At 64.0% G+C, this 18,388-nt stretch carries 25 protein-coding genes; 4 read left to right on the forward strand and 21 right to left on the reverse strand.

The genetic code is table 11. From position 1 onward, the window contains the following. Window positions 1-91 precede the first annotated feature (91 nt). From EPJ54_RS06145 to EPJ54_RS06195, 11 genes are all read right to left on the reverse strand, one after another. Window positions 92-1,786: a proton-conducting transporter transmembrane domain-containing protein gene (locus EPJ54_RS06145; protein ID WP_135210765.1), complete on the reverse strand. Its 1,695-nt coding sequence runs from the start codon at window positions 1,784-1,786 to the stop codon at window positions 92-94. After that, complete coding sequence (locus tag EPJ54_RS06150) at window positions 1,767-2,051, reverse strand: hypothetical protein (protein ID WP_135210766.1); 285 nt, start codon at window positions 2,049-2,051, stop codon at window positions 1,767-1,769. The genes EPJ54_RS06145 and EPJ54_RS06150 overlap by 20 nt, the downstream gene beginning before the upstream one ends. Continuing rightward, entirely contained in the window at window positions 2,048-3,514 is a 1,467-nt protein-coding gene (locus tag EPJ54_RS06155) for a proton-conducting transporter transmembrane domain-containing protein (RefSeq protein WP_135210767.1), read from the reverse strand. The genes EPJ54_RS06150 and EPJ54_RS06155 overlap by 4 nt, the downstream gene beginning before the upstream one ends. Continuing rightward, the gene (locus EPJ54_RS06160; RefSeq protein WP_135210768.1) at window positions 3,511-4,974 is read right to left on the reverse strand and encodes a proton-conducting transporter transmembrane domain-containing protein; all 1,464 of its coding nucleotides are present in this window, start codon (window positions 4,972-4,974) and stop codon (window positions 3,511-3,513) included. The genes EPJ54_RS06155 and EPJ54_RS06160 overlap by 4 nt, the downstream gene beginning before the upstream one ends. After that, the gene (locus EPJ54_RS06165) at window positions 4,971-5,294 is read right to left on the reverse strand and encodes a hypothetical protein (protein ID WP_135210769.1); all 324 of its coding nucleotides are present in this window, start codon (window positions 5,292-5,294) and stop codon (window positions 4,971-4,973) included. The genes EPJ54_RS06160 and EPJ54_RS06165 overlap by 4 nt, the downstream gene beginning before the upstream one ends. Further along, complete coding sequence (locus EPJ54_RS06170; RefSeq protein ID WP_135210770.1) at window positions 5,288-5,674, reverse strand: MnhB domain-containing protein; 387 nt, start codon at window positions 5,672-5,674, stop codon at window positions 5,288-5,290. Before EPJ54_RS06170 ends, EPJ54_RS06165 begins: the two co-directional genes overlap by 7 nt. Then, window positions 5,671-6,153 (reverse strand): hypothetical protein, encoded by a 483-nt coding sequence (locus EPJ54_RS06175; protein ID WP_135210771.1) that lies wholly within the window; start codon window positions 6,151-6,153, stop codon window positions 5,671-5,673. The genes EPJ54_RS06170 and EPJ54_RS06175 overlap by 4 nt, the downstream gene beginning before the upstream one ends. After that, window positions 6,150-6,509: a monovalent cation/H(+) antiporter subunit G gene (gene mnhG, locus EPJ54_RS06180; RefSeq protein WP_135210772.1), complete on the reverse strand. Its 360-nt coding sequence runs from the start codon at window positions 6,507-6,509 to the stop codon at window positions 6,150-6,152. Before mnhG ends, EPJ54_RS06175 begins: the two co-directional genes overlap by 4 nt. Further along, complete coding sequence (locus tag EPJ54_RS06185) at window positions 6,509-6,796, reverse strand: MrpF/PhaF family protein (RefSeq protein WP_135210773.1); 288 nt, start codon at window positions 6,794-6,796, stop codon at window positions 6,509-6,511. The genes mnhG and EPJ54_RS06185 overlap by 1 nt, the downstream gene beginning before the upstream one ends. Further along, complete coding sequence (locus tag EPJ54_RS06190) at window positions 6,793-7,260, reverse strand: Na+/H+ antiporter subunit E (protein WP_135210774.1); 468 nt, start codon at window positions 7,258-7,260, stop codon at window positions 6,793-6,795. Before EPJ54_RS06190 ends, EPJ54_RS06185 begins: the two co-directional genes overlap by 4 nt. Window positions 7,261-7,348: 88 nt before the next feature. Continuing rightward, a complete protein-coding gene (locus EPJ54_RS06195; protein WP_135210775.1) occupies window positions 7,349-8,569 on the reverse strand; it encodes a DUF2336 domain-containing protein in 1,221 nt (406 codons plus the stop codon). Window positions 8,570-8,666: 97 nt separating this feature from the next. Here EPJ54_RS06195 and EPJ54_RS06200 point away from each other — a divergent pair, with 97 nt between their 5' ends. Continuing rightward, complete coding sequence (locus tag EPJ54_RS06200) at window positions 8,667-9,932, forward strand: MFS transporter (protein WP_135210776.1); 1,266 nt, start codon at window positions 8,667-8,669, stop codon at window positions 9,930-9,932. Here EPJ54_RS06200 and EPJ54_RS06205 read toward each other — a convergent pair. The 8 genes from EPJ54_RS06205 to EPJ54_RS20220 form a co-directional block, all read right to left on the reverse strand. Beyond that, on the reverse strand, window positions 9,929-10,300 hold the full coding sequence (locus tag EPJ54_RS06205) for a hypothetical protein (RefSeq protein WP_135210777.1): 372 nt from the start codon (window positions 10,298-10,300) through the stop codon (window positions 9,929-9,931). The two genes, EPJ54_RS06200 and EPJ54_RS06205, sit on opposite strands and share 4 nt — an antisense overlap. A gap of 100 nt (window positions 10,301-10,400) precedes the next feature. Then, window positions 10,401-10,991: a TonB family protein gene (locus EPJ54_RS06210; RefSeq protein WP_135210778.1), complete on the reverse strand. Its 591-nt coding sequence runs from the start codon at window positions 10,989-10,991 to the stop codon at window positions 10,401-10,403. A 111-nt stretch (window positions 10,992-11,102) separates the two neighbouring features. After that, on the reverse strand, window positions 11,103-11,567 hold the full coding sequence (locus EPJ54_RS06215; protein WP_135210779.1) for an ExbD/TolR family protein: 465 nt from the start codon (window positions 11,565-11,567) through the stop codon (window positions 11,103-11,105). A gap of 113 nt (window positions 11,568-11,680) precedes the next feature. After that, a complete protein-coding gene (locus tag EPJ54_RS06220; RefSeq protein WP_135210780.1) occupies window positions 11,681-12,226 on the reverse strand; it encodes a TonB family protein in 546 nt (181 codons plus the stop codon). Window positions 12,227-12,344: 118 nt separating this feature from the next. Beyond that, window positions 12,345-12,890: an energy transducer TonB gene (locus EPJ54_RS06225; RefSeq protein WP_167755600.1), complete on the reverse strand. Its 546-nt coding sequence runs from the start codon at window positions 12,888-12,890 to the stop codon at window positions 12,345-12,347. A 54-nt stretch (window positions 12,891-12,944) separates the two neighbouring features. Further along, the gene (locus tag EPJ54_RS06235; RefSeq protein WP_135210782.1) at window positions 12,945-13,403 is read right to left on the reverse strand and encodes a biopolymer transporter ExbD; all 459 of its coding nucleotides are present in this window, start codon (window positions 13,401-13,403) and stop codon (window positions 12,945-12,947) included. A gap of 3 nt (window positions 13,404-13,406) precedes the next feature. Then, window positions 13,407-13,874, reverse strand: coding sequence for a biopolymer transporter ExbD (locus EPJ54_RS06240; protein WP_135210783.1), 468 nt, complete (start codon window positions 13,872-13,874; stop codon window positions 13,407-13,409). Between the two features lie 28 nt (window positions 13,875-13,902). Then, complete coding sequence (locus tag EPJ54_RS20220) at window positions 13,903-14,754, reverse strand: MotA/TolQ/ExbB proton channel family protein (protein WP_135210784.1); 852 nt, start codon at window positions 14,752-14,754, stop codon at window positions 13,903-13,905. A gap of 437 nt (window positions 14,755-15,191) precedes the next feature. On the opposite strand from EPJ54_RS20220, the gene EPJ54_RS06250 reads away from it, so the two are divergent. Both EPJ54_RS06250 and grxD read left to right on the forward strand, forming a co-directional pair. Further along, window positions 15,192-15,425 carry a BolA/IbaG family iron-sulfur metabolism protein gene (locus tag EPJ54_RS06250; protein WP_135210785.1) on the forward strand — a complete coding sequence of 78 codons (234 nt, stop codon included), beginning with the start codon at window positions 15,192-15,194 and terminating at the stop codon, window positions 15,423-15,425. Window positions 15,426-15,466: 41 nt separating this feature from the next. Then, entirely contained in the window at window positions 15,467-15,793 is a 327-nt protein-coding gene (gene grxD, locus EPJ54_RS06255) for a Grx4 family monothiol glutaredoxin (protein ID WP_135210786.1), read from the forward strand. On the opposite strand, the gene EPJ54_RS06260 is transcribed toward grxD, so the two are convergent. After that, the gene (locus EPJ54_RS06260; RefSeq protein ID WP_135210787.1) at window positions 15,790-16,776 is read right to left on the reverse strand and encodes a S1C family serine protease; all 987 of its coding nucleotides are present in this window, start codon (window positions 16,774-16,776) and stop codon (window positions 15,790-15,792) included. The two genes, grxD and EPJ54_RS06260, sit on opposite strands and share 4 nt — an antisense overlap. 70 nt (window positions 16,777-16,846) lie before the next feature. Here EPJ54_RS06260 and EPJ54_RS06265 point away from each other — a divergent pair, with 70 nt between their 5' ends. After that, the gene (locus tag EPJ54_RS06265; protein WP_135210788.1) at window positions 16,847-17,500 is read left to right on the forward strand and encodes a DUF502 domain-containing protein; all 654 of its coding nucleotides are present in this window, start codon (window positions 16,847-16,849) and stop codon (window positions 17,498-17,500) included. On the opposite strand, the gene EPJ54_RS06270 is transcribed toward EPJ54_RS06265, so the two are convergent. After that, window positions 17,501-18,325: a polyphosphate kinase 2 family protein gene (locus EPJ54_RS06270; RefSeq protein WP_135210789.1), complete on the reverse strand. Its 825-nt coding sequence runs from the start codon at window positions 18,323-18,325 to the stop codon at window positions 17,501-17,503. Window positions 18,326-18,388 lie beyond the last annotated feature (63 nt).

The following is an 18,388-nucleotide window of genomic DNA, read 5'->3' on the forward strand; positions in this document are numbered from 1 at the left end:
CATTCGCGACGCCAATATTCAAGTTTTATAGTACCGCCTACTATTTGGTTTCTGATTACTAAAAACAATAAAGAACAGGGAAAACATGTGGCTAGTGCAGAAGCAGCATGAGACCTAACGCTGCGCCAATCGAGGCGAGTTGGACGAAACTGGAGATTGAAGCCGCGTACGGCCGATCACACCGGCTCACCCAGGCTTGGGCCGCATTCGCCACCGCGCGCGCGATCCGGCGCGACACATCCTGCCACGCCCCATAGATGCGCAGCATCAGCACCCCACCCCAGCGCCCTGCGCCGGCCAGCGGCCCGCGATAGAGCGCATCGATGTCGTAGAGCTGGATCGGCAAGTCGCGCGGAGCGATCGCAAAAACGCGGAACGCGATCGCCGCCAGGCCCGCGACCCCCAAGAGCTCCAATTGCGGCGCGACGCGATCAAGCGCGAATGCTTCGAACGTCAATTGCGCTGGCATCAAATCGTAGAGCCAACGCGGCGCCATGCCGACGGACGCGCAGAAGAACGTCGCCAATCCCGCGCCCAGCAACATCGAGAACGGCGCCTCGCTCATGCGCAACGGGCGCGGCAACGGCCGATAGATCGACAGCATCGGTCGCAGCGCCAAGCAGATGAACAACATTGCCGGCGTGACAGCCGCGAGCGCCCAGAGCGCAATCGTGTCCCATTGGGCAAAAGCGTCGAGCGCAACCGCGTGCGTGGCGTAAAGCGCAAAGCCCGGCACGGCCGACACCGCGAGCCCCGCGCCAAGCAACAAGAACGACGTGATCGGCATCGCGCGCGAGAGACCAGTGAACGTCGAAATGCGCGCCGTGCCTGTGCGATCCACGATCGAGCCGAGCGTCGCTTGATAGGCCACGAACGCGAAGATCGCGGAGAACGCCGTGCCCTCAGCCGCCGCCATCGCCAGCGGCGAACCAAAACCGATCAGCGCCACGCAGATGCCGGTTTGCGCCGTCAGGCCATACGACGCGGCGCGCCGCAGATCATCCTCGGCCGCCAAATAGAAGAGGCCAATGACGATCATCGCGGCGCCGATATAGATCAGCGCGGGCTCGGCCGGAAACAATCGCGCCAAGGCATAGACGCCGAGCATCGTCGTTGTGGCCGACAGCGCGGCGCCGCCGGCGGGCGAGGCATGCGACACCGAATCCTTCAGCCACACATGCGCCAATGGCGCGCCCACGCGGATCAGCAACGCCGCGAAAATGAACACCCCGCCGAGGCTCGATGCGTCCATGCGCGCGAACACGGACGCCTCCGCCCCCGCGGAGATATGCAGCGCCACGCCGACCAGGAACAACATCCCCTCGATGCCGTGCCAGATCAGCAGCCGCGAGGCGGCGCGTCCTGCATCCTCCATCGTCGAACAGAATGTCACCCAAGACGCCGCCAGCCCCGCCAGCGACGCCGCCGCCACAAAGCTAATCAAATCGCCGACGAACAACGCAGACACCGCGCCGCCAAACATCAGCAGGATCGCGGAATCCTCGTAGCGATTGGGCCGCGCGCTCGCATAGATCGCAATCGGGATCAGCGCGATTAGCAGCGCAATGCCAAAGATGCGGTTGAGCGCGTCGAGATTGAGCAACACGACGGGCAAGCCCATCTGCGCCATCGCCGACGCCGCGCCGAATTCGTGATCAAGCAGAAGCCACAGCGCCAGGATCGCAGCGCCCGCCATCGTCGGCGCACGAAATCCGCGCGGCGTCGCAAGCAGCACAAATGCCGCCAAGATCAGCACGAAGCCGGGATTAAGGGTGAGCGCCAGCATCTTGCGCCTCCTCGTGTTCTGCGGACGTTACAGGCTGCGACTTGCGCGCCAGCAACCAGCGTGCGCCACGCGCGGCCAGCACGGCAAAGATGGCAGCACTGGCGCCGAGCGCCGCCATCCCGCCCGGCTGCGCGCCGATCCAAAATCCGTCGCGCGCGCGCAACACGAAATCGAACGCAAGCCCTGCCGCGGCCGCGACCGCGCAGAATAGCGTCGCCACGCCCAGCAATCCGCCCTGAGATGGCGCGCGCGGCGTCTTCGTCATGAGGCGGGCGTCCAGATCGGCGAAAGGAACGAAGCGAGCGGGTCAGCGAACAACAGCAACAGCAAGGTCGCCGCGGCGCCAAGCACGACGGGTGCAGCCAGCAGAATCGATGCCCCATCCGGTCGCTTGAACGCATCGGTCGGCGCGCGCGCTGCAAGCGCATTCGCCGCGAGCGGCCCTAAATGGATGAAGGTCAGGATCGCGGCAATCCCGGCGAGTGCGGCGGCCCAGATCAAACCGGCGCCAGCCGACGCCGTGATGAGCCACAGCTTCGCCCAGGCGCCAGCAAAGGGCGGCAGCCCGATCATGCTCGCGGAGGCAATCGCGAAGCCTGCAAATGTCCAGGGCATCACACGGCCTAGCCCTGCATAGTCCGCCACCTTCTCGCGCGCCGTCACCGCCGCCGTCGTGCCAGCCGCCATCATCAATGTCGCGGAGGCGCACGCGAACGCCACAACTTGCAAGGCCGCTGCGAACAATCCCGCCGGCAGCGCCAGCAACGCGCCCATCGCCACAGCAAGCACCTGCGCCATTGCTGAGTAAGCAAGCCGCTCTCGAATATCTTGCTTTGAAAGCGCGATCAGCGCCGCCGCGCACATGCCGGCGCCCACCAGCACAATCAACGCTTGTGACGCGATCGCGGCTTCATGCAGCGCGGGGCCAAACACATAAGCCGTAATCTTCAACAGCCCGATCGCGCCAGCCGGCAACACCGCCAACGCTTGGATCGACACTAATGCCGGATATGGCGCGCTGCTCGATGCAGCGAGCCAACGATGCAGCGGCGGCGTCGCCGCCATGGCAAGCCCCAGCACATAAAGCACCAGCAAAATGTTCGCCGTCACTGCATCGACGCGCCCGACAAGCATGCCGCCCGTCTGGAACTCGAGCGCGCCCGCGAGTGCGTACGTCCACACCATCGCCGGCAAGAACAGGCCCACGGATGCCGTCAGCAACGTCGCCAAGAAATCTCGCGCCGCCTTGCGCGCTTCGTCATCGCCACGATGCGCCACAAGCGGAAACACAGCGAGGATGAGCGCCTGGTACGCCACGAAGAACGTGAACAGATTGGCCGAGTACGCGATCGCGATCGTCGCCGCCGACGCAAACGCCATAAACGCCATCAAGCGCGCCGGCGCTTTCTCGTGTGTGGCCCGCACGACGCCTGCCGAATGCGCTGCATGCAAAACGCCGAGCAACGAAAGCGTCGCCGCCATCAACGCGCCGAGCGGTTCAACAACGAAAGCAAGTTCGACCTGCGGCAAAGGTCGCGCCAGCACAATCCGCGCCGTACCACCGTCGGCGACAACGCCAATCAGATAGAATGCAGCGAGCGCCGTCACCAAAGCGCCCGTGACATGCGCGACGTCGCGCAAGCCCGGCGGACGCGCGAGCGCCACAACAAGCAGGCCCTGCGCCACCGGCGCCACGAGCGCGATGAGGAGCGCGAGTTCGGCGGTCATGGCGCTCCCGCCATCAAAGCCGCCGCGCCATCGGCCGCGCGCAGCAGCACACCAGGCGCCAAGCCCCAAACGATCGCGAGCATCGCCGCCAGCATCAGCGGCGCGCCGGCCAAGCGCCAGAGCTCGCTATCGACTTGCGCCTGTGTCGCCGTCACGCGCCGGAAATAGACGCGCTCCACCAAGCGCCCGCCATAGAACACACCCGCAAGCGAGGTCACGATCACCGCGCCCGCCGCCCACCACCAGCCGGCGCCGACACCAGCTTCCACCAAGCGCCAACGGCCAAGGAATCCAATCGTTAGCGGCGCACCCATCAGGCTGATCGCGGCCGCGGTGATCGCCGCACTCGCCAACGGCGCGCGCCGGCCCAAACCATCCAGCGCGTCGAACTTCTCAGCGCCGCCGGCGCCAAACGTGACACCACCAAGCAGCGCCAGCGTCGCGACCAGCATCGCAAACATCTGCACCAGAGCCGCCGCAAAGCCAGCCGGCGAACCGAGTGCGGCGCACAGCAACGCCACGCCCGCTTGTGCAGCGCCTGCGTATGCCGCCAGCCGCAACACATTGCGAGCGCCCACGGCCTGCACCGAGCCAATAACGACGCTCACCGCACCCAAAGTCGCCAACGTAATCGAAACACCCTCGCCAATCGCCGGCGCAGGCAGCGCAAATGAGGCCAACCTCACCAGCACGGAAAGGCCCCCCACAGCGCCGATCGCGCCCAATACCAAAACCGCAAGACGCCCCGCTCTGCCGTACGCCGGGCCGATCCAGAAATTGAGCGGCGCAATGCCAGCCTTCAGCGCCACGGAGAGCAGCACTAACCCCATACCCGCCGCGGCAAGTCCGGGTGCATCGATGTGTGCGCTCGGCAGGGTCGCCAAATCCGTGCCGCCGACGCCGCGATGCATAAGCGCCGCGCCCAAGAAGAAGAGCGCCGAAGACACACCGCCAGCAACGAACATGCGCGAAGCGCCATTGAGCGCGCCGCGATCGGAGGAAAGCGCCAGCACGCCAACGCTCGCCAGCCAAGCGAACTCAATCGCAGCGAACACACCGAGCAAATCGCGCGCAAACACCGCGCCGATCCACCCAGCGCCCGCGCATAGAACCAGCGCGATCGCCAAGCCAGCGATGGGCGCGGGGAAATCGCGCACGAATGCGCCAGCGCCCATTATCAACAACGCCAATGCGACAGCGATCAGCGCCGCTGCGAAGATCGCGATCCCGTCCGCATAGAGCAGCACGCCTTCAATCGTGCCGGTGAGCGGCGTCACTTCGAGCAGCGCGCGCACGACGGCGTCGATACCGAGAAACGCAGTGGCGAATGCAGTGATCACGCCAACGCCCCACGCCAGGCGCCCCGGCAGCAGGAACGCAAGCGCAGCGCCGCAGAGCGGCACGAGCAGCGTCAGCAACGGTGCGTGTAGCCGCGCGAGATCGAGGTACGCGCCGATCACGCCTTCGGCTCCGCTGGCTCGTTTGCCTCGTCCGCGACGTCAAACTCCGCCGCTTCCACGCCGCCATACGCTTCCTGCAGCCGCACGCCGAGCGCTGTGCCGATAGCCAATTGCGCAAACGCCGCGGCAATGCCCACCACGAGCAACGTCACCGGCGCACTCAGTGCAGCCGCACCCGCAAGCGCGCCCAGGCTCGCCACCAGCAGCCCAACCACGCGCTTGATAAAATTCGCCGATGTCCACGCCGTCACCGCGCCAAGCATCAGCATGGCGACGGCGACCGCGAGCACAAGTCGCGCGACGATGGGATCGATCACCATTCGCCGTCTCGCAATGTCGGCGCCCGACCAAACAACGCGACGATCACCAGCGCACAGGCGCCCTGCGTCAGCAGGAACGCGCCCGCCTCAACGATGCGCGGCGCGAACGCCAAACCCGGAACGCCAACACTCACGCTTGCCGTCGCCAACCCGAGCGCCACAAACACGCGGCTGAGCCACGGCGGAAACGCGCGCGCAGAGGCCGCGGCGCCAAACACGAGCGCATGCAGCATCAGCGCCAAACCAGCAGCCAGCCCCGCGACAAAGCCAATCCCGCTTCCGGAAGGCGCCACCGCCAACAAGCTCAACGCAAACAGAACGATCAACGGCGCATAGAGACGCGCCGTCGCCGAAATCATGATGTGCGCGCCGGGCTTCACAATTCGCCATCCATCGAATTGCGTTGCAGCGCGCCGCGCTCGCCATAGCCGAGCAACCCGATAAAGGCCGCGACCGCCACGAACACGATGGGCGCGATCCAGGCGCTAATCGCTTCCGGCGGCGGCGCTTCCGCCGGCCCCGCAATGCCAAGTTCGGATGTGGACCACAGCACCACGAGTGCGACGACCACTGCCGCGCCCACACTCAGCCAAGGCCGCGCGCGCCGTTGCGCCTTCGTTGTGCGCGCGCTGAGTAAAATCAGGCCAAGCAGTGCAACTGGCGCAACGCCCGCAAACATCAACGCAACGCCAACCGCGCCGCCGCCATAGAGCAACGCAAAGGCGCCCGTCGCCAGCGCGCCCGCGGCGATGAGATACATGCACATGACGAACAACGCGCGCGCGAGCACCGCGCCGAGCGCGGCGGCGAATGCAGCGCACATCAAGGCGAGCGCCATCCACGGCGCGATCAGGCTCATGTTGGCTCACCCGCGCCGGGACGCGGCGCTGTGTATTTGCCGGTCACTGGCGCCAGTCCGCCCGCATGCGCCGCACTTGCAAACACGTGCGACCAGAGCGGCCCTAGAGCGCCGAGCAGGAGCGCGAGGAGCAGCAGCTTCACAGCCATCGCCAAACTCGGCGCAGCGATCGCAAGTCCGGTCACGATAACAACCGCACCCAACGGATTGGCGGTCGTTGCGCCATGTACGCGCGTATAGATGTCAGGAAAGCGCAACAGCCCCACCGCGCCGCCGAGCAGAAACACCAGGCCAACCGCGACGAACGCGCCGCCTATCCCTAAGCGCATGATTTCGAGGATCGCATCGCCGCCCATCAGCTATCCTCGCCAGCGCGCACGAGCGCCGGTTGGAACGTACGCGCGCGGAAGAACTTCAGCACCGCTACGGCGGTCACAATCGCCACAAACACCAAAGCCAGCGCGACATCGACAATGGCGGCATCGCCCATGAACACCGCCGCGCCCGCAGCGATCAGCGCGAGTTCGATCAACACCAAAGTCGCCGCCAAGGCGCGGTCGTAGAGCGACGGCCCCGAAAACAGCCGAAGCAATGTCATGATCAAAGCAATCGACACGCCGGCGATGGCGACAATCCCGATCATGCCTCGCCCCCGCCAATCACTTGCGCTTCGAGACGCCCGAGGTCGTCGGCGTCCACCGCGTCTTCATTCAGCACGTGCACCAAGAGTCCATCGGGATCCACATCGACCACGGCCATGCCGGGCGTCGCGCTGATCATCGCACCAAACGCGGCGCGTTGGTTGGGACGCCGCGCCCGCGACTTCACGCGCACCAAAGCGGGCTTCAACGTCACGTCCGCCGCGATCGCAGCGCGCATGGTCGCGAACGCGCCGCTGAGCACGGCGCCGACGCGTGAAAGCGCGCGAAACGCTGCTGCCGGCGCACGCGACAGCGCGCCACTGACGCCGCCGGCACGCCAAGCGAACACCACGCAGCACATCGCCGCGAGGCCCGAAATCGCGAGCTCTTCATTGGAGCGCCAGCCGCCCGTTGCGAGCAGCCAGATTATCCACAATCCCGTCAGCAAAGACGCGGCGTGAAGCACGTTATGAGCCTCCCTGCGCCGCCGGCGCGAAGGCTCAAACGATTAGCTGTTGGAGGACGGATTCGCCAGTTGCGACAGCGGCGAAGTCTCAGCCGTTGCGCCCGAACAATAATGCGGCGTTGCGCCGCGCGAGCGAGAGGTCGAGCGTGTCGTCTTCGAAAGAAACGCGCTGCAATTCAACGGCGTCCGCCGTGAAGGACCAATTCCAGTACCGCACGACCGTCTGCGCCTTCGCCGTCGCCAATGTGTCAAACACATAAGCCGCGCGCCCGAGCGGATTGTCAGTGCTGTCCGGATCGCCGTACGGGCGCCGCAACGCGCGCCACAAAGCGAGGAAGAGCGGGCGCTTTAAACCCACGGCTTTGCACAGCACGCCGATGGCTTCGCCACCAACGTCTGTGAATATCTGTTGCGCCGTCGTCGGCTTCACGCCGGCCAAGTGCGCGATCTCATGCAGCAAATTCCGATCGAGTCCATGCTCGGCCGCCGCAAGCGCGCCCTCGAGCGAGCCGTACGGACTTTGCGCGGCCGCAGCGCGGTTGCGCTGGCGACGTTCCACAACTTGCAGCGCCTTGCGCGTATCCGCATCGGCCCAGCCTTCGGCGGCCGCCATTTTGAACACATCGCCGAGCTCAAGGATCAAAGCGGTGCGATCGACTGCGAAACGACGCAGGATTTGCACGCGCGATTCAAAGTTCGCCCACCAGAACAGAACCAGCGCCTGCGTTGGCCGCAATTCCGTTCGCGCAACGAGCAGCTTGGGCAAGCTCGCGGCCTGACGCGAGCGCGCCACCGCCACATCGACGCCTTGCATCGAAAGTTTCGCGAATTGATTGCGCAGCACTGCTTCGATGACCTGGACCTCGCCGGTTTGGATCAACCCATCCGTCACCGGCTCGCTTAACCCACGTCTCTTTGCAATCGCGACCCAATGCGGCGTGACGCCAGCGCGGATCGTGGCGATGAGATCGGAATCGTCGAAACCAACGCCATTCTCGAGCAGCGGCCCGGCGACGCTAATTTCATCGCGCGCGAGATAACGCAGCAGCGCTTTTGGCGCGTCGGAAATTCGCGCCAGGCCATGGGCGCAGCGCTGGCGCAATTCCAAGCTCGACGTGCGCAGCAGGCCAACAAGAATGTCCGCCGCCAATTGGCGCTCATACGCCGGGATACGGCTCTCCGGCCAAGACACGAGTTCGCACAGCCGCGACACAAGCGCGAGCCGCGCCTTTGGCGCATGCGGCTCGCTCAGTTCGAGCGGCGGCAGCTGGTCGGAAAAGTCCGACCGGGGCTGATTCGCGACGGGCATATCACCCGGAGTCAGCACGCGCGCCGCTAACCACCCGTTAACAGACGCAAGCTGGCGCTGGACGCCGCAGCGTCCCGCCGCTTATTGCTTGTTTTCGATGGACCCCGCGCCCCACCCCGACCGCAAATCGCTTTTCGGGATCGTGCCGGAACTCCCGCTCTATTACGTGCTGGTCGGGCTCTACTTCTTCGCCTTCGGCATGCAATTCGTGTTGTTCCCGTCGCTTGTAGCGTTCTTTCTGGGCGCGACGCCGGCAGGCATTGGTGTCGCACAATCGGCGCTCTCGGCGCCGATGTTCTGTCTACTGCTCTTTGGCGGCCTGCTGGCTGAACGCGCCAAGGCCGGGCCGACATTAGCGAAGCTTCACCTCGCCTTCGCGCTCGCCTCAATGGCGCTCTACTTCATCATCGCCAACGGCGCGCTGACCTACATCATCCTCATCGGCTATGCGATTTTCGTTGGCGGGTGTGCGGCGTTCATGATGCCCGTACGCGATGCGGCGCTGAACGGCGTCATCGCGCGCGAAACCGAGCGCGGTCGACATATTCCCATCGCCACCGCAGCAGCAGCCGCGACCGCCGTGCAAATCGGCGCCCAGATCGCTGGCATTCTCGTCGCGCGCTTCGCCGGCGCGAACCCAGCGCCCTTCATTGCGCTCCAAGCATTTGTGCTCGCGCTGGGCGCAGCCGTGTCACTTGGTGTGCAAGCGCCCAAGCCAACCGGCCACGAGCGCTCGGTGATTGGCGCACTACGCGACGTGCGCGATGGCGTGATCTATTCGTTTCGCAATCCGATCATGTCGCCGATGCTGATCTCGGCCGCCTATATGGGCGTGTTCGTAATCGGCTCTTTTCAGGTGCTATTCCCGCTCATCGTGCGCGACGCGTATGGCGGCACGGCGCTGATGCAATCGAACCGGCTTGGGCTCTTGTTCGCGTGCTTCTGGGGCGCTTCGTTTGTGTCAGCGGTTTTGCTGAGCCGCTTGAAGCCGTTGCGGCGTCCAGGCCAAGCGATGATCGCCTCGCACCTCATTGGCGCGTTGGCGCTGATCAGCTTCGCGTTCGACAAGCCGTTTTATGTGTTCGGCATGATCGTTGCGGTTTGGGGCTTTGCCGCCGGCATCGCCATCTCCACCAGCCGCACCATCACACAAGGCGCAGCCGAACCGCGCTATCTGGGGCGCGTGCTTGCCGTGTACTCGATGGGCTTTATGGGCGGCGCGCCGATCGGATCGATCGCTGTGGGCTACGCTGCGAGTGAGTTTGGGTCGCGGGCGGCGGCGCTTATTCCTGGGTTAGGATTAGCGCTCGCCGCCGTCGCGTTAGCTTTGCTGACGCCGCTCTGGCGCTACCGGGCCGATTAGTTGCGGCCGCGGCGCGCCGGCGCGCGTGCGTTGTATTCGTCCACTTCAACTTGCCATGCGTCACGCGTGCCATTCAGCAGAGCAACGCCTGCGTTGTAAGCCGTTTCGGTCGCCGCGAGACGCGCACGCATCGCATCAACTTCGGCGCGGCATTGCTGCAGCTTCGCAGTGCCTGCGCTGTGCCAAGCGCGGAATTCGGTGTCCATCGTCGACATTGCTTCCGGGGTCGCGGTGGCGCCATCCGGAACAGTCGGTGCGGCGGCAAAGCCCACGCACACATCCGGTGCAGTCGCGGCAGTCGGCGTTTGGGCGAGAGCGGGCGACGCCATGAGCAGAGTGGCGGCGGCGACGCCGATCAGAAACTTCATACCAGACCTCTCCTATTGGGGATCGTCTCTATAGCCCTCAATGGCCGCATGTGCGAGGCAAACGCGGCCAAAATGCGGTCAACGCCGGATCACGAAAATCTCATTCGATGCGGAATGGCGCCACCATGCGATAGCGTCCTTCGGTCGGCACGCCGTCGCGTTCGGCGGGAACCATGCGGTAGTCGCGCGAAATGCGAAGCGCCGCTTCGGCAAAACCCCAATTGGCAGGCGTTTCTGACACCACGGCGCAACTGAGCGTGCCGGACGTCGTGACCAGGCAGTCCAACATAACCTGCCCTTCGACGCCCCGCAGCAGCGCCCGGCGGGGATAATAATCCTCAAGCCCACTCGGCCGTTGCAGCCAGCGTGGGTTGGTGATCATGGGCGGCGAATATGGCGCGCCGATCACCTCGGTCGACGCGATGGGCTCCAGCGGTGCGGCATCAGTCGTCGGGAGCACCGTCTCGATTTGCTGAAACTCACTCGTCGGCGGCAACGTCCGCGGCGGCGTGTTCGTCACCGGCGGAGGCGGGTCCTCCGGCCGCTCAAAGATGGTGTCGATGATCGGCACATCCGGCAGCCGAAAACTTACGCTCGTAAATGTGGCCGTGAGCGCCGCAATCGCCGCCGCACTCAACAATCCGGCGGAGATCGCGAAGGACGCTGCGCGTACGCGCATTTCATTCTGCATATTGTGCCTCCCATCTTTGCGTCGATCGATCGTCGGCGCTTGATGAGAGGCTGATCCGCGTTTCTCCTTCTCACAATTCACAGGCGCGAGAACGCGATCACGCTTTAGCGATCAATCATCCGCCGATTGCGCGAAGACAGACACCTTCTCGAAGCCATCGCGCTGCAACGTGTCGATCGCCTCCACGACATGCGTGTACGCGAGATCCATATCGGCGCGCACATAGACGCGCGATTCCGCGAACATCGTCGCATCGTCCAAACCGGCATTTTGTGCGGAGATATGCTGTAAAACCTCTACTGTCAGCGCATCCCACGCCACGTCTTGCCCGTCGACAAGCACGCGCGCATCGCCACCGGCGCCGCGCACGACATCGATGATTGTCGGCGCGATATCGACCGCGATTGGCATGCCGTCGCTCGGCAGATCGAGACGCAAATCGGTTGTGGGTTTTGGTGATGTCACCATGAAGATGATGAGCAGCACGAGCAGCACATCGATGAACGGAATCATATTCGGCTCTGCAGCCGGATGCATGCGCTGCGCACGTGCGCGCGACGCAAAGGCGATCGCCATGCCTGCCTCCCATGCGCCGCGTCATGGAACGCGCGGCGTCCATACACGAAGGCTCACATGCGTCGCGCCATGCGCCAATTCACGCGCGCGCGAGCGCGATCACACTTGCGAGATCAATCGAGTGAAAACGGCACCACCATGCGATAGCGACCTCGCACTGGCGCGCCATTGATCGTGGCCGGCTGCATCACGTGCGCGCGCGCTATCGCGAGCGCTGCATCGCCGAAGCCCTGCCCCGCTGGAGCCTCTTGTTCGATCGTGCAGGTCAGACGTCCATCCAACTCGACGAAGCACGCCAACGTCACCTGCCCTTCAACGCCGCGCATGAAAGCGGCGCGCGGATAGAAGCGCTCGGGGCTCGGCGGACGCGAGAGCCAAATCGGATTGGAGATGTCCGGCGGCTCGCCGGTGTAGGGCGCGGGCGCGGCGGGCGCTGGCGTTGGCGCGGGTTGGACCTCCTCGCGCTGCGCCTCCGGCGGCTCGGGGCGCACTTGCTCCACATTTTGCGGTCGTGGCGCGATCTCACTCAGTACAGCGACCGGCGCAATCGGCGCGTCCAGTAGCATAGTAAATCGCGCGCTGAACGCCGCCCACAGCAAAGCTCCGACGACAAAGGTGGCGATCGTCAGCGCCGCCAAGCGTGTCTGCGCCTGCTGCAAGCCTTGAGCTCCACCGTGCGCGCGAACCTAGCACACACGCGGGCGATAGGCCGGAAAGCGGGCAAGAAAAAGGGCCGCCGGATCGCTCCGACGGCCCCATTCTAAGTCTCTACCGAGATTAGTCGGGCAGAACCCACCGGATCGTGCGGCGAATACGACCGCCCGAGGTTGGAGCGCCATCACGCGTCGCAGGAGCGACACGGAAATGACGCGACACGCGAAGCGTCGCTTCACCGAAGCCCCAGCCAGGCGGGTCTTCGCTGGTGATCGTGCACGACAGACGACCGTCCGCGCCCACAATGCACTCGACCGTGGCGCGACCTTCCTGACCACGTTCCTGAGCACGCTCAGGATAGTAGCGGGCGAAGTCACGTGCGTCCGGTTGCTCGGTGAACACCGCGTTGGTGATGACCGACGGCGTCGGCGGCGCTGGCGGCGGGTCAACCGCAACCGGGATCGGCGTCGGCGTCGGCGGCGCAGACAGATCCGGCGGCGGCACGCGCTGCTCAGGCGGCGGCGGCGGCGGCGGACGATCCGGCGGCGGCGGCGGAGGTGGCGGTGGTTTCTCCTCCTCCTCGATTTCCACCTTCACGGCGTCCGATTCTTCAAACAGGTCGGTGATCGCGGAGAACTTTTGGTTCACCGCCATCCAGACCAGGGTCAAACAGATCGTAGCTGCGACCGCTAGCGACAATAAACGAAGAGGTACCATTAGCCGTTACCCCTCGCTCGCTAGTTCAGCGAAGATGCCGACTTTGACGAAGCCTTCTTCTTGAAGACGGCTCATCACGTCGACAACGTTGCCGTACGCAGTGCTCTGATCGGCGCGCACGAAGATGCGAGCTTCCGCGTAAATGTCCTGCACGTTGAGTGCGGGATTATTGCGGATCGCATGCTCCAACGTGACATCGCCGAGTTGCGACATCTCGACGACCTGCTCGTCCACGAACACTTCCATGCCAGCCGCACCTTCACGGATGCCGACGACCGTGGGGTTCAAGCCCACGAGACGGATCGGCACCGGATTCGGCGGCGGCAGATCGACACGAATGTCGACGGTCGGAATCGGCGCCGTCACCATGAAGATGATCAGCAGCACGAGCAGAATATCGATGAACGGGATGACGTTCGGTTCGGAAACCGGGCCACCCTTGTTGCCTCCTACTTTGGCTCCCATGACCTACCTCCGCCGATCTTCGGCGACGAGGCCGATCTTGGTGAAGCCCTTGTCCTGGAGACGGTTCATCACACGCACAACATTACGGTACGCCAGATCGCCATCCGCGCGGATGTAAATCCGTTGGTCGCGAATTTCAAAATCATCGCCGGCAATTGTCGGCGTGTTCAATTGAACCGCTTCGTACGTCCGCTCGCCGAGGTCGTTGATATTGACCTCATCGTTCATGACGTACACGTGCAACCCACCGGCATCTTCGTTCACCGAAATCCAGGTCGGACGCGGCGGACGCTGAGACGGCATGATGCGCGCGTCTGGCATTTCCACTTGAATATCCACGCTCGAAATCGGCGCGGCGATCATGAAGATGATCAACAGCACGAGCATGATGTCGATGAACGGGATCACGTTAGGATCCGCGTTGACATCCAGCCCTTTGCCGCTGCCACCTCCGCCTACTTTACCCGCCATTGGGGGTCCTCCAATGCTCGGTTAAAGCTCAACCAGCGCGACGGTCCATGTCGCGCGAAACCAGCGCGATGAATTCCGAGGCGAAGTCGTCGAGCTTCGTACCTTGCTTGGAAATTTGCTTGGCGGCGAAGTTGTAGATGAGCACGGCCGGGATAGCGGCGGCGAGACCAGCGGCAGTGGCGAGCAGAGCGCCGGCGATACCCGGAGCAACGACGGCCAGCGACGTGGTTTGCGTCTTGGCGATACCGACGAAGGCGACCATGATGCCCCAAACCGTACCGAACAGACCGATGAACGGTGCGTTCGCGCCGATCGACGCGAGGAAGGTCATCGACGAACCCAGGTCATCCAGGTGCTCGTTCTGGCGGGTGGCCATCGCGGCGCTGACGCGCTGCATGGTGTGGTCGCGGGCGTCGCGCATCGTGTAGAGGCCGAGGTCCTGCGTACGGCGGACTTCCGCCATGCCGGCGTCGAACATCGACTTGATCCCAGAGGCCGGCAGCTTGCGGACGATGGCTTCGGCTTCTTCAACCGAATTGGCCTTGCGGAACGAAGCCAGGAATTCCTTCGTCTGGCTCGAGGCCTTGCGCATCACGTAGATCTTTTCGAACAGCAGCGCGACAGCGTAGATCGCACAGAGGCCGAGGATCACCATGACGCCCATTTCAACACCGTTGAGGTGCTGAACGAGTTCGATCATGGACACTTCTTGCTGGCCGGCCGCTTCAGCGGCGGCTTCAGCGCCACGCTGTTTCGCAGCTTCCAGTTCGGCCGCGGAGGTCGTGGCGGCCGGGGCCGCCGGAGCCGGCGCCGCAGCGCCTTCAGCCGCCGGAGCGGCGCTTTGCTGCGCGAACGTCAGCAAGGAATTCATCAACGTCATTGTCTGCCCTTTTGCCTGCCCTGAAATCTAATCTCGGCGGGGCGAGCGCGAGGCAATCGCGGCTCATCCCACCCCGGTTTGGTATGCGTGTTGTTGAAGGTCGCGATCATCCCGTGTGCCGGGGTGCGATGCGCTTCCTCCCACCGTGAACCGTTCCGGGCTGCCGCATTTGCGGTCTTCTTTCCCAGGCGGCTGTCGACGCCGGCGCCTAAATTTTCGGAAATGGCGCCCTTGTCAACGTCCTCCACGCAGTGGGCGATCTGTTTGGACCGCCCTCCCCCAAGCCTCCGCCTGATGCACCGAAGGCGCCAAGCTCGGCAACCAAAACTTTCGTGATCGTCACGTGTTCCCGAAACGGGCCATCCTCTGGTGGGGCTTGCCGCTCTTTTGGGCGCAAAATTATGCTAAAGTGGCACAAAGTAAGGAGATTACCGCTCATGGCTATGGCCGCGGACGAATTGGAAGGCTTGTTGCGCGAGGCCTTTGCCGACGCCGAAATCACCATCGAAGACCTCGCTGGCGACGGCGATCACTATCGCGCGATCATCCGGTCCAGCGCCTTCGCCGGGAAGAGCCGGGTCGCCCAACATCAGATGGTCTATGCCGCCCTCAAGGGCCGGATGGGCGGCGCGCTCCACGCCCTCGCCCTCGACACCGCCGCCAAGGCTTGATGCCGCCACGCCGGACCATTACCTCCGGCCAAGGAGTTCCTATGTCCCACGCCATCGAGACCATTCGCCAAACCGTCGCCGACCACGACGTTGTGCTCTTCATGAAGGGCACCGCCGACCAGCCGGCCTGTGGCTTCTCGAACCAAGTCGTCCGCATCCTGGATCACATGGGCGTCGACTATTTCGACGTGAACGTGCTGGCCGATGACGACATCCGCCAAGGCGTGAAGGATTTCGCCAGCTGGCCGACGATCCCGCAGCTTTACGTGAAGGGCGAATTCGTCGGCGGTTGCGACATTGTCCGCGAGATGTTCCAGACGGGCGAGCTGCGCGAGCTGTTCGACGAAAAGCTCGGCGTCGCCTCTTAAGCGTTCGCCTTCTCCGGCCGAGCAGTCACGGCCAGATCCAGCTTCACCAGATTGCCGTCGCGCAACACCTCAAGCGCCACCCGCTTGCCGATGCGCTCGCGCGTGAGCAACTTATGCACCGCGTCCACCGTTGGCGTCGCAAAGCCTTCGAGCTTCAGCACGACATCGCCGACGCGCAACCCGGCCGCATCCGCGGGCCCGCCAGGGCTCACGGCTACGACCAGCACGCCGCCTTCAACGCCAATACCCAAGCGGCGCACCAGAGCGCGCGACAGCTCTTGCGATTGGCCGGCAATGCCAAACCAGCCGCGCGTCACACGTCCATCGCGCATTAGATCGGGAATGATCGATTTCGCTGTATTGCTTGGCACGGCAAAGCAGATGCCCTGCGCGCCGCCGATGATCGCCGTGTTGATCCCAACCACCGCGCCGCGCGCATCGACAAGCGCGCCGCCCGAATTGCCAGGATTCAGCGCCGCATCCGTCTGGATCACATCCTCGATCAATCGCCCGCCGTCGCCGCGAAGCGTGCGGCGTAAAGCCGAGATCACGCCAACGGTCACGGTTGCCTGCAAGCCCAGCGGGTTGCCAATCGCGATTGAAAGCTCACCCACGCGCAGCGCGTCGCTATCGCCAAGCTCCGCCGTGTGATGCCCGCGCCCGTTCAAGCGCAGCAAGGCGAGATCTGTATCGGGATCAGTGCCGACGATTTCCGCCGGCACGACACTGCCATCGTGCAGCACGCCTTCAACGCGGCCCGCGCCTTTAACGACGTGATTATTCGTCAGCGCATAGCCGTCCGGCGAAATGATCACACCGGAGCCCGCGCCATCATAGAGGTCGCGTGTGCGGCTCGTGCGCCGCACGCTGATCACGGCCGGGCCGATGTCATCGACCACGCGGATAATGGTTTCAGAAAAACTGTCCCGCGGACCGCGCGCCGGCGGCGCTGAGACAAAATCAGAGCGAGTGCGACCGAACATGCGCCATGAGGTAGGAACCATGACAGAGCCACGCTAGCCCTCTGCGCTGCGGCGCCCTACATCCAAATCCATGGATTCTCCCGCACCGCGGCAACGCTTTGATTTCTTTGCGTGGCTGCGCAATTCCTTCCTAGCCGGCGTTGCCGTCGTTCTCCCGTTCGTGATCACGATCTGGGTGATCTGGATGGTGGTCACCTTTATCGACAACAATGTCGAGCCGTTGGTGCCGAACCAACTCGCATTCCTGAAATCGTTCCCAGGCGGCGGCCTGCTGCTCGCTCTGCTGGCGCTCACGCTCGTCGGCGCGCTCGCCAGCAATTTCATCGGCCGCTGGAGCGTCGGCGCCGCCGACCGCGCCATCGCCAACCTCCCCCTCGTGCGCACCATCTATGGCGGCGCAAAGCAGGTGTTCAAACAGGTCGCCGCACCGGAGCGCACCTCGTTCAAGCAAGCCGTGCTGGTCGAGTTTCCGCTGCCAGGTTCCTACGCCTTGGGTTTCATCACCAACGAAGACACGAGCGAGGTCGCGGCGGACATAGGCGCCGATCTCGTCGCCGTCTACGTCCCGCAAGCGCCCATTCCAACATCGGGCTTCCTGCTCTACCTCCCGCGTAGCTCACTGAAGCCGCTAGCATTGCCGCCCGAGGACGCACTTAAGCGCGTCATCTCCCTGGGCATTATCCGAGACTCGGACAACGCACCGCCTTCACTGCCGAGCAAGTAATCACTCAACGACGTAGTCGGTCGGCTTCCACTCCACGACCGGATAGCGCGGGTTCATTTCCTCCAGCGTGCCGTGCACGATCGCGGCGATGATGGCGTTGCGCCGCCATTTTTTATCGGCGGGGATCACACGCCAGGGCGCATGCTCGGTAGAGCAACGATCGAGTAGCGTCTCGTACGCCGCCTGATACTCATCCCAGAGCTTGCGATCCTCGAGATCGCCCGCGTTGAATTTCCAATTCTTCTCCGGCTTATCAAGCCGCTCCTGCAAACGCTGGCGTTGCTCCTCCTTCGAGATATGCAGCATGAACTTGAGCACGGTGACGCCGTTCTCGCTCAGGTGTTTTTCAAATGCATTGATCTGGTCATAGCGTTGCTCGATCGCGTCCTTCGGCGCTAGCCCGCGCACCTTCGCCACAAGAACATCCTCGTAATGCGAGCGATTGAACACGCCGATCATGCCCTTCTTGGGCACAGCGGCATGCACGCGCCAGAGATAGTCATGAGCGAGTTCTTCCTCGGTCGGCTTGCCGAAGGCCGTCACCGAAACGCCCAAGGGTCCGCATTGATTGAACACACCGCGCACCGTGCCGTCCTTGCCAGACGTATCGATCCCCTGCAGCACCACCAACAGAGCTCGCGAGCGCTCCGCCCACAAACGATCCTGCAAAACATCGATCGCCTTGGCGCAATCCTTCAAAGCGCCCTCGGCCACCTCGCGGTCAGGAAGCAAATCCGCGCCCACGCACTCGCGCGCACGCAGCTTCGATTTCTTGCCGGGCTCGACGCGCACTGCCTCGTCGATCGCTTTCCAATCATGGGTCATGTGCAAAGCTTAGCCCCCAAGCCGCACAAACAAAAAGGCCCTCCGTTTCCGGAGGGCCTGATC

This window comes from Vitreimonas flagellata (assembly GCF_004634425.1).
In the GTDB taxonomy this organism is placed as follows: Bacteria; Pseudomonadota; Alphaproteobacteria; order Caulobacterales; family Aquidulcibacteraceae; genus Vitreimonas; species Vitreimonas flagellata.

Bases quoted from the DNA above. Each gene is read 5' to 3' on its own strand.
- EPJ54_RS20220 (WP_135210784.1), bottom strand. From the start codon at position 14,754: ATGACGTTGATGAATTCCTTGCTGACGTTCGCGCAGCAAAGCGCCGCT.
- EPJ54_RS06215 (WP_135210779.1), bottom strand. From the start codon at position 11,567: ATGGCGATCGCCTTTGCGTCGCGCGCACGTGCGCAGCGCATGCATCCG.
- EPJ54_RS06240 (WP_135210783.1), bottom strand. From the start codon at position 13,874: ATGGCGGGTAAAGTAGGCGGAGGTGGCAGCGGCAAAGGGCTGGATGTC.
- EPJ54_RS06205 (WP_135210777.1), bottom strand. From the start codon at position 10,300: ATGAAGTTTCTGATCGGCGTCGCCGCCGCCACTCTGCTCATGGCGTCG.
- mnhG (WP_135210772.1), bottom strand. From the start codon at position 6,509: ATGGGCGGCGATGCGATCCTCGAAATCATGCGCTTAGGGATAGGCGGC.
- EPJ54_RS06195 (WP_135210775.1), bottom strand. From the start codon at position 8,569: ATGCCCGTCGCGAATCAGCCCCGGTCGGACTTTTCCGACCAGCTGCCG.
- EPJ54_RS06210 (WP_135210778.1), bottom strand. From the start codon at position 10,991: ATGCAGAATGAAATGCGCGTACGCGCAGCGTCCTTCGCGATCTCCGCC.
- grxD (WP_135210786.1), top strand. From the start codon at position 15,467: ATGTCCCACGCCATCGAGACCATTCGCCAAACCGTCGCCGACCACGAC.
- EPJ54_RS06145 (WP_135210765.1), bottom strand. From the start codon at position 1,786: ATGCTGGCGCTCACCCTTAATCCCGGCTTCGTGCTGATCTTGGCGGCA.
- EPJ54_RS06165 (WP_135210769.1), bottom strand. From the start codon at position 5,294: ATGGTGATCGATCCCATCGTCGCGCGACTTGTGCTCGCGGTCGCCGTC.
- EPJ54_RS06270 (WP_135210789.1), bottom strand. From the start codon at position 18,325: ATGACCCATGATTGGAAAGCGATCGACGAGGCAGTGCGCGTCGAGCCC.
- EPJ54_RS06265 (WP_135210788.1), top strand. From the start codon at position 16,847: ATGGATTCTCCCGCACCGCGGCAACGCTTTGATTTCTTTGCGTGGCTG.
- EPJ54_RS06150 (WP_135210766.1), bottom strand. From the start codon at position 2,051: ATGACGAAGACGCCGCGCGCGCCATCTCAGGGCGGATTGCTGGGCGTG.
- EPJ54_RS06175 (WP_135210771.1), bottom strand. From the start codon at position 6,153: ATGAGCCTGATCGCGCCGTGGATGGCGCTCGCCTTGATGTGCGCTGCA.
- EPJ54_RS06185 (WP_135210773.1), bottom strand. From the start codon at position 6,796: ATGATCGGGATTGTCGCCATCGCCGGCGTGTCGATTGCTTTGATCATG.
- EPJ54_RS06260 (WP_135210787.1), bottom strand. From the start codon at position 16,776: ATGTTCGGTCGCACTCGCTCTGATTTTGTCTCAGCGCCGCCGGCGCGC.
- EPJ54_RS06200 (WP_135210776.1), top strand. From the start codon at position 8,667: ATGGACCCCGCGCCCCACCCCGACCGCAAATCGCTTTTCGGGATCGTG.
- EPJ54_RS06235 (WP_135210782.1), bottom strand. From the start codon at position 13,403: ATGGGAGCCAAAGTAGGAGGCAACAAGGGTGGCCCGGTTTCCGAACCG.
- EPJ54_RS06250 (WP_135210785.1), top strand. From the start codon at position 15,192: ATGGCTATGGCCGCGGACGAATTGGAAGGCTTGTTGCGCGAGGCCTTT.
- EPJ54_RS06155 (WP_135210767.1), bottom strand. From the start codon at position 3,514: ATGACCGCCGAACTCGCGCTCCTCATCGCGCTCGTGGCGCCGGTGGCG.